We start from the raw sequence: 8,258 nt of genomic DNA, 5'->3' as shown, positions 1-8,258 counted from the left end.
ATGAGCGTTTTCGCCATCGATCTGTACTTTGCCCTGGCGCAGCTGCCGCACGCAGAGATCATGGGGCTGGGCGCGTTCCTGGCCCAGGGCGCGCACTGGCGCGTGCTGCTCGACCTGGCGCTGCTGAGCCTGTTCGCCGGCCTGTACAGCGTTCCCATGTACGCGCTCATACAGATGCGCAGCCTGCCCACGCACCGCGCACGCATCATTGCCGCGAACAACATCCTGAACGCGCTGTTCATGATTGCCAGCTCGCTGATTGCCGGCGCGCTGCTCGGTGCGGGCTGCACGGTGCCGCAGATCTTCCTGTTCACCGGCGTCGCGAATGCGCTCGTGGCGTGCGGCATCTTCATGCTCGTTCCCGAATACCTGCTGCGCTTCGTGGCCTGGGTGCTGTCGCACTGTGTGTACCGCTTTCGGGTGCGCGGCGAGGAGAACCTGCCGACCACCGGCGCCGCGATCCTGGTCTGCAACCATGTGAGCTATGTGGACGCCGTGCTGCTCATGGCGGCCAGCCCCCGGCCGATTTGCTTTCTGATGGACCACCGCATCTTCCGCGTGCCGGTGCTCGGCGCGCTGTTTCGTCTGGCGAAGGCGATTCCCGTTGCTTCCCAAAAGGAAGACCCTGTTACTTACGAGGCCGCGTTCGAGCGCGCCGCGCAGGTGCTGCGCGCGGGCGATCTGCTCGCCATCTTCCCCGAAGGCGGAATCACGCACGACGGGCGCTTGCAGGAGTTCAAGGGCGGGATCATGAAAATCCTGGAACGCGCCCGGGCCGACGGGGTGCAGGCCCCCGTGATTCCCATGGCGTTGAGCAATCTGTGGGGCTCGTATTTCAGCCGCATCGAGCGTGGCCGGGCGATGGTGCGGCCCCTGCGCCGGGGTCTGCACAGCCGCGTGGGCCTGAACGTCGGGCGGCCGCTGGCGCCGCACGCGGTGTGGCCCGAGTCGCTGCGCGCGCAGGTGGCCGAACTGCTCGCGGCATGAACGTTTTCGCGGGAGGGTGGGGTTCTTGCGGACCTTGCGCTTCGGCGTGTGTAGCCGATGTTTACGGGTTTTACGCTGATCCCCTGCATTGGTTGCGCAGGCCCAGGCCAAGGGGTGGACCGACCGACCGGCTGGCTTGCCGGGCATAACTTGGCGCGCCAAGTGGGTATGCGGTTGCTTTTCAGGGAGGGCGCGGGCATAGTGAACCTGTGTCTGCGTCAACAGATGCATCCGGGTTCGCCGGGCCGCTCCTTCTTCGGGATACGGGGCGGCGTTTTTTCCACCGAGAGCTACAGGAGTCTTTTCATGAATTTGACGATCAGTGGTCACCACCTCGAAGTCACTCCCGCCCTGCGCAGTTACGTCACCACCAAGCTCGATCGGATCGCCCGCCATTTCGACCAAGTCGTCGATGTGAAGGTGTTGCTGACGATCGAAAAGCAAAAGGAAAAGGAAAAGAGACAGAGAGCGGAATGCAATATCCACGTCAAAGGCAGTGATTTGTTTGCCGAAAGTTCCCACGCCGATCTGTACGCGGCGGTCGATGAACTGGTCGACAAGATGGACCGTCAAGTGGTGCGCCACAAGGATCGTTTGCAAAACCACCACCACGAGGCTGCGAAGCGCGAACTGCACGTTTGATGCACGCCCGCCCTGGTACAGCGCCGCCCCTGCCGGGCGGTTTTTTTATTGCATCGCACGGTCGGGGCGGGCGCGCAGGTGTGCATAATTGTTTCCCCTGACCATGAACCGACTCGCCTCCATCCTCCCCTCCGCCCAAGTGCTCGTGAGCGTGGACGCCACCAGCAAGAAGCGGGCTTTTGAAGAAGCGGGTCTGCTGTTCGAGGACCAGCACGGCCTCGCGCGGGCGCTGATCACCGACAGCCTGTTTGCGCGCGAGCGCCTGGGCTCCACCGGTCTGGGCCATGGCGTGGCCATCCCGCACGGCCGCATCAAGGGCCTGAAGGCGCCCATGGCGGCGGTGTTCCGGCTGCTCAAGCCCATCGGTTTCGACGCGCCGGACGAGTTGCCGGTCGGGTTGCTGATCTTTCTGCTGGTCCCCGAGGCGGCCACGCAGAAACACCTGGAAATCCTTTCCGAGATTGCCGAGCTGCTCAGCGATTCGGCCCTGCGCGAAAAGCTCAAGGCCTGCACCGATGCTGCCGAATTGCATGGCATGATCGCCGGCTGGCAGTCCGCGCAGGCGCACTGAAAACAAACCTCAACGGGCAACCCGCGCCGCCCATTTCTTCGCCAACCCGCCGTGAAGCCCAATGTCGTCAGCGCTGACGTGCTCTTCGAGGAGTTCCGCAACCTCCTGAAGTGGGAGTGGGTCGCGGGCCTGGGGGCTTCCGAGCGCCGGTTCGACGAAGTCGCCGTGCGCCTGGCGCGCTCCGGGGCCGATCTGGTCGGCTACCTGAACTACATCCACCCCTACCGCGTACAGATTCTCGGCGAGCGGGAGATCGCCTACCTGAGCAGCGCCTCGGCCGAGGACTGCAAGCGCCGCACCGCCCGCATCGTGACTCTGGAGCCGCCGGTGCTGATTCTGGCCGACGGCCAGATGGCGCCGGATGCCCTGGTCTCAATGTGCGAGCGGGCGCAGATTCCGATGTTCGCGACGCGCGAGTCACCGGCCTTTGTCATCGACGTGCTGCGCGCTTACCTGTCCAAGCATTTTGCCGATCGCACCACCATGCACGGCGTGTTCATGGACATCCTGGGGCTGGGCGTGCTGATCACCGGCGAGTCGGGCCTGGGCAAGAGCGAACTCGGGCTCGAGCTCATCTCCCGGGGCAACGGTCTGGTCGCCGACGACGCGGTGGACCTGTTTCGCATCAACCAGACGACCATCGAGGGCAAGTGCCCGGATCTGCTGCAGAACCTGCTGGAAGTGCGCGGCATCGGCCTGCTCGACATCCGCGCCATCTTTGGCGAGACCGCGGTGCGCCGCAAGATGCGCCTGAAGCTCATCGTGCATCTGGTGCGCAAGGAAACGCTCGAGCGCGACTACGAGCGCCTGCCCTACGAGCCGCTCACGCAGGACGTGCTCGGCGTCGCCGTCCTCAAGGTCGTGATCCAGGTGGTCGCCGGGCGCAATATCGCGGTGCTGGTCGAGGCGGCCGTGCGCAACACCATCTTGCAACTGCGCGGAATCGATACCTACCAGGAGTTCGTCGAGCGCCACCGCCGCGCCATGGAGCGCGATGGCGGGCATTGAGCGGGTGGGTCCGCCCCCCGTCAACCGGCTCTTGCCTTTTGTGCGCAGTGGGCGCACAGGCCATACAGGGCCATCGTGTGCTCCTGCACCACCCAGCCCTTGGCCTGGGCCACGGTCTGCTGGCGCTCTTCGATTTCGGGGTCGAAGAACTCCTCCAGCTTGCCGCAGGCCGTGCAGACGAAATGGTCGTGGTGCTGGCCCTCGTTGAGTTCGTAGATCGCCTTGCCGCTCTCGAAGTTGCTGCGGGTCAGGATTCCCGCCTGCTCGAATTGCGTCAGCACCCGGTACACCGTGGCCAAGCCAATGTCCGTGTGCTCTTCGAGCAGCACGCGAAACACGTCTTCCGCCGTCATGTGGCGCTGGGTGCCTTTTTGGAAGATTTCCAGAATCTTCAGGCGGGGTAGCGTGGCCTTGAGCCCGGTGTTTTTGAGTTCGTCGACATTGGTCATGGCATGCTCTTTCGGGTGTGCTGGCCTGCGCCCGGGATTTCCCGGGGTCTCTGGGAGCTACCGCTACAATCGGGCGATCATATCCCCAGCCCCGGTTTTCGGCTCTCTCTCCCATCACACCATGCTCGTGAAAGTCCATTGCAGCGCCCGTGCGGGCCGGGTCTGGCTGGTCGGCGCCGCCCTGACTGCCACCCTGGCCGGGTGCGGCAGTCCGGATAGCGCCAGTAGCCGCATTGCCCGCATCGTGATGCCGTACAAGGTGGACGTGGTGCAGGGCAATTTCGTCTCGCGCGAGCAGGTCGAGGCCCTGCAGCCCGGAATGGGCCGCCAGCAGGTGCGCGAAATCCTGGGCACGCCGCTGGTCACGAGCCTGTTCCACGCCGACCGCTGGGAATACGTGTTCACGCTCAAGCGTCCGGGCGAAGACATGCAGACCCGCAAGCTCACCGTGTTTTTCAAGGGCGACGTGCTCGAGCGTTCCGAGGGCGATGCAATGCCCTCCGAGACCGAGTTCGTGGCCACGCTGGGCGCACGCGATGCCCAGGGCCAGGCGCCTGCTCTGGAGGCGACCCCCGAGCAGTTGGCGCGCTACCCCGCCGCGCCCCGGCAGCCGGCCTCGGACGCGCAGCCCGCCGCAGCCCCATCACCCGGCACCTACCCGCCACTGGAAGCGCCCGTGCGCTGACGCCGGCAGCTGCGCAGCGCAACCGGACAGGAGCCTTCCCATGACAGACACCTCTTCGCCTGCCGCCGCGAGCGCCTGCCGGGTGGCGGTTGCGGGCGCTTCGGGCCGCATGGGGCGCATGCTCATCGAGGCCGTTCGCGCGAGTGACGACTGCGTGCTCACCGGCGCACTGGACATCGCCGCCGACGGCCTCGACGCCACGGCCTTTCTGGGCCATGCGAGCGGCGTGCCCATCACCGCCGACATTGCTGCGGGCCTGGAAAATGCCGACGTGCTGATCGACTTCACGCGCCCCGCAGGCACGCTGGCGCATCTGGCGCTGTGCAGCCAGATGGGTGTGAAAGCCGTCATCGGCACCACGGGTTTTACGGACGCGCAGAAGGTCGAGATTGCCGCGTGCGCGAAACGCACGGCCATCGTCATGGCGCCGAATATGAGCGTGGGCATGAACGTCACGCTCCGGCTGCTGCAACTCGCAGCCCAGGCCATGGCCACGGGCTACGACGTCGAGATCATCGAGACGCACCATCGGTACAAGGTGGATGCCCCCTCGGGCACCGCGCTTGCGATGGGCGAGCTCATCGCCCAGGCCATGGGGCGCAACCTCAGGGAATGCGCCGTGCACGCCCGCGCGGGCGCCACGGGCGAGCGCGATGCGTCGAGCATCGGGTTTGCATCCATCCGTGGCGGCGACATCGTGGGCGACCATACGGTGCTGTTTGCCGGCATGGGCGAGCGCATCGAGATCACGCACCGGGCGGCCAGCCGGACCACCTACGCGCAGGGCAGTCTGCGGGCCGTGCGTTTCCTGGTTGAAGGGCGGACCACGGGCCTGTTCGACATGTTCGACGTGCTGGGTCTGAACTGAACGGGCGCGCGGCGGGGCGGGCGACGATCCGCAATGTCCTCCCTGCTCTGCGTTTCGTTGTCGCGCGCGGGGTCGAACAGCGCAAACCCCCGGCGCATGGGCCCGTTCCGGTCGTTGTTTGCGTCGCTGTCCGGCGGTGCATGCCGGTCGGACAGGGCTCTTGACGGCGGCGATCCTGTCAACGCACAGTGCTGCCCGGCACCCGTTTTTCTCCATCCACCAATATTCACTTTGCCATGTCAGACTCCGCCAGCCCACTGCCCCATCCCTCCACCGCAGCAGCCGCCACCCCGGTCCCTGGACCCGCGCATTTTCCCAGCCTCGAAAACCGCACCGTTTTCGTCACCGGGGGCGGTAGCGGAATCGGGGCCGCCATCGTTTCGGCGTTTGCCAGCCAGGGCGCCCGGGTCGCTTTCGTGGATATCGCGCGGGAATCGGGTGAGCGCCTGGCGCAGCAATTGGCCGACGCCGGGCACCCCCATCCCTGGTGGCGCGTCTGCGACGTGCGCGACGTGGTCGCGTTGCAGACGGCCATCGGCGACGCGGCGCTTGCGCTGGGCGACTTCGCGGTGCTGGTGAACAATGTTGCGAACGACGATCGCCATACCCTGGAGACCGTGACGCCGGCCTACTACGACGAGCGCATGGCGATCAACGAACGCCCGGCGTTCTTTGCGATCCAGGCGGTCGTTCCCGGAATGCGCCGGCTCGGTGCGGGCGCGGTGATCAACCTGGGCTCCACGGGCTGGCAGGCCAAGGGCGCGGGCTTTCCCTGCTACGCCATCGCCAAGTCGTCGGTGAACGGGCTCACGCGCGGGCTGGCGAAGACCCTGGGCCGGGACCGCATCCGCATCAACACGGTGTCGCCCGGCTGGGTCATGACCGAGCGGCAGATCCGGCTGTGGCTCGACGCCGAGGGCGAGCGCGAGATCGAGCGCAACCAATGCCTGCCCGACAGGCTGCAACCGCACGACATCGCGCGCATGGTGCTGTTCCTCGCCTCGGACGACGCCGCCATGTGCACGGCGCAGGAGTTCAAGGTTGACGCAGGCTGGGCATAGGACCGCCCCTATATGATGGCGCGCCTATGGTCCCCGCAACCGCAGAAGCAGAACAGGCGCTCGAAATCCTCCACCTCGAAGACTCGCCGGCGGACCATGAACTCGCGGCCCGGACGCTGCGGCGATCGGGGCTCGCCTGCCACGTCCGGCAGGTGGACCGGCTCGGTGAATTCCAGCGACTGACCGACTCCGGGCGCTTCGACATCATCCTGGCCGATTACCGCCTGCCCGGGTTCACCGCGCTCGACGCCTGGGCGCACGTGGCGTGCAAGCCGCAGCATCCCCCGTTCATCCTGTTGTCCGGCGCCATCGGCGAGGCCGCGGCCGTGGACGCCATGCGCCTGGGCGTCGCGGACTATCTGCTCAAAGACGACATGCAGCGCCTGCCGCACGTCATCGCGCAGGCGCTGCAGGTGCACGAGGCGCGGCGCGCGCGCGAACTGGCGCTCGCGGAACTCGCGGCGTCGCAGCGCCGGCTGGCAGAATTCGCGGAGCACCTGCAAACCTCGATCGAGCAGGAACGCGCCGCCATCGCGCGCGAGATCCACGATGACATCGGGGGCGCGCTCACGGCCGTGCGTTTCGACGTGGCCTGGATCGGGCGCCACAGCACGGACCCGGCGCTGCAAGAGCATGCGCTGTCGGCGGCAGACATGCTGCAGCACGCGATCGAAGCCAGCCAGCGCATCATGATGAATCTGCGCCCCCCGGTTCTCGAGCAGGGACTGGTGGCCGCAGTCCAATGGCTCGCAGCCGGTTTCGAACGCCGCAGCGGCGTTCCCGCACGCGTACAAAGCAGCAGCGACACGATGCACGCTGCGCCCGGAATCCAGCTCGTCGCGTACCGCACGGCGCAGGAGGCGTTGACGAATATTGCCAAACACGCGAACCCGGCCCGGGTGGACATCGAACTCTCCGACCGGGAGGGGGTGTTGACGCTGGAGGTGGCGGACGATGGCTGCGGAATCGATCCCCGGATGCTCGACAAGCCCAAGGCCTTCGGACTCAAGGGACTGCACGAGCGCGCGCGCACCGTGGGCGGCTGGTTGGACATCAGCAGCCGGCCGGGCCAGGGCACCTCGGTGATCCTGTCCATCCCGCTGACAGCGTCCCCGGCCTCGACCGACCCGGGAGACGCGCCGTGATTCATGTGCTCTTGTGCGACGACCATGCCGTGGTGCGCCGCGGGATACGCGACACCCTGGCCGAGGCGCCCGACATCCAGGTCAGCGGCGAAGCGGGGGTTACTGCGAACTGCGTGAGCTGCTGCGCACGACCCCCTGCGACGTGCTGCTGCTCGATCTGAGCATGCCCGGCCGCAGCGGACTCGAAGTCCTGGCCAGCCTGCGCGAAACGCATTCCGGCGTCCGCGTTCTGGTGCTCTCCATGTACCCCGAAGACCAGTACGCGCTGCGCTGCCTCAAAGCCGGCGCGCGCGGCTACGCAAACAAGGCCGGCGACCCGGTGGAGTTGATAACCGCCGTGCGCACGCTGATGCAGGGCCGCAAGTACCTCACCCCCGAGGTTGCACAAATGCTCGCCGACAGCCTGGCGCAGCCCGAGCCCGAGGCGCCGCACGCGGCGCTTTCCGCGCGCGAGTTGCAGACCCTGCTGAAGATCGCCTCGGGCCGCAGGCTGTCGGACATCGCCGCGGAGCTGATGCTCAGCCCGAAAACCGTGAGCGTGTATCGCGCGCGGGTACTGGAAAAACTGCATCTCTCGAACAACGCGGAACTCACCGTCTACGCAATTCGCAACCAATTGGTTTGAAGTAGCGATCCGAAGCGCGACCCCCGACCGCATGCAGCGGCAGCGGGCCTTGGGCCGGACGTGGCAGGCATTGCGTGCACGCGCTGTCCGGGTTACGCTCAGCGCCGCATGCGCTGGGAAGCCCGCGCCCCGATGGTGAAATGGGTAGACACTGCGGACTTAAAATCCGCCGCTTTCCTGAAAAGGGGCATGCCGGTTCGACCCCGGCTCGGGGCAC

Annotated in this window: 9 protein-coding genes, 1 tRNA gene and 1 pseudogene; 10 read left to right on the top strand and 1 reads right to left on the bottom strand. The window is 66.5% G+C overall.

The window, feature by feature from the left end:
- The 4 genes from VTU_RS0104865 to hprK all read left to right on the top strand — a co-directional run.
- Window positions 1–987 (top strand): 1-acyl-sn-glycerol-3-phosphate acyltransferase (locus tag VTU_RS0104865; RefSeq protein ID WP_010101394.1); only part of this gene is annotated, 987 nt, incomplete at its 5' end.
- Between the two features lie 306 nt (window positions 988–1,293).
- Window positions 1,294–1,629, top strand: coding sequence for a ribosome hibernation-promoting factor, HPF/YfiA family (gene hpf / locus VTU_RS0104860; RefSeq protein WP_010101393.1), 336 nt, complete (start codon window positions 1,294–1,296; stop codon window positions 1,627–1,629).
- Window positions 1,630–1,732: 103 nt separating this feature from the next.
- A complete protein-coding gene (locus VTU_RS0104855; RefSeq protein ID WP_010101392.1) occupies window positions 1,733–2,200 on the top strand; it encodes a PTS sugar transporter subunit IIA in 468 nt (155 codons plus the stop codon).
- Between the two features lie 51 nt (window positions 2,201–2,251).
- Window positions 2,252–3,208, top strand: a complete 957-nt coding sequence (gene hprK, locus VTU_RS0104850; RefSeq protein WP_010101391.1) for an HPr(Ser) kinase/phosphatase — start codon at window positions 2,252–2,254, stop codon at window positions 3,206–3,208.
- Between the two features lie 20 nt (window positions 3,209–3,228).
- Here the strand turns inward: hprK and fur are convergent, their stop codons facing one another.
- Complete coding sequence (fur, locus tag VTU_RS0104845; protein WP_010101390.1) at window positions 3,229–3,657, bottom strand: ferric iron uptake transcriptional regulator; 429 nt, start codon at window positions 3,655–3,657, stop codon at window positions 3,229–3,231.
- Window positions 3,658–3,778: 121 nt separating this feature from the next.
- On the opposite strand from fur, the gene VTU_RS0104840 reads away from it, so the two are divergent.
- The 6 genes and pseudogenes from VTU_RS0104840 to VTU_RS0104815 all read left to right on the top strand — a co-directional run bounded on the left by VTU_RS0104840 (window position 3,779) and on the right by VTU_RS0104815 (window position 8,257).
- A complete protein-coding gene (locus tag VTU_RS0104840; RefSeq protein ID WP_010101389.1) occupies window positions 3,779–4,342 on the top strand; it encodes an outer membrane protein assembly factor BamE in 564 nt (187 codons plus the stop codon).
- A gap of 40 nt (window positions 4,343–4,382) precedes the next feature.
- Entirely contained in the window at window positions 4,383–5,210 is an 828-nt protein-coding gene (gene dapB, locus VTU_RS0104835) for a 4-hydroxy-tetrahydrodipicolinate reductase (protein WP_010101388.1), read from the top strand.
- A 236-nt stretch (window positions 5,211–5,446) separates the two neighbouring features.
- Complete coding sequence (locus VTU_RS0104830) at window positions 5,447–6,271, top strand: SDR family NAD(P)-dependent oxidoreductase (protein WP_010101387.1); 825 nt, start codon at window positions 5,447–5,449, stop codon at window positions 6,269–6,271.
- 26 nt (window positions 6,272–6,297) lie between these two features.
- Window positions 6,298–7,416: a hybrid sensor histidine kinase/response regulator gene (locus tag VTU_RS0104825; protein ID WP_010101386.1), complete on the top strand. Its 1,119-nt coding sequence runs from the start codon at window positions 6,298–6,300 to the stop codon at window positions 7,414–7,416.
- Window positions 7,413–8,041: pseudogene (locus tag VTU_RS25705) on the top strand (response regulator). Before VTU_RS0104825 ends, VTU_RS25705 begins: the two are co-directional and overlap by 4 nt.
- 126 nt (window positions 8,042–8,167) lie before the next feature.
- Window positions 8,168–8,257 (top strand) — tRNA-Leu (locus tag VTU_RS0104815).
- Window position 8,258 lies beyond the last annotated feature (1 nt).

This window comes from Verminephrobacter aporrectodeae subsp. tuberculatae At4 (assembly GCF_000193225.1).
Taxonomy (GTDB): Bacteria; Pseudomonadota; Gammaproteobacteria; order Burkholderiales; family Burkholderiaceae_C; genus Acidovorax; species Acidovorax aporrectodeae.
Note: the sequence above shows the minus strand (reverse complement) of the source record. Positions and strands in the feature narration are given on the sequence as shown.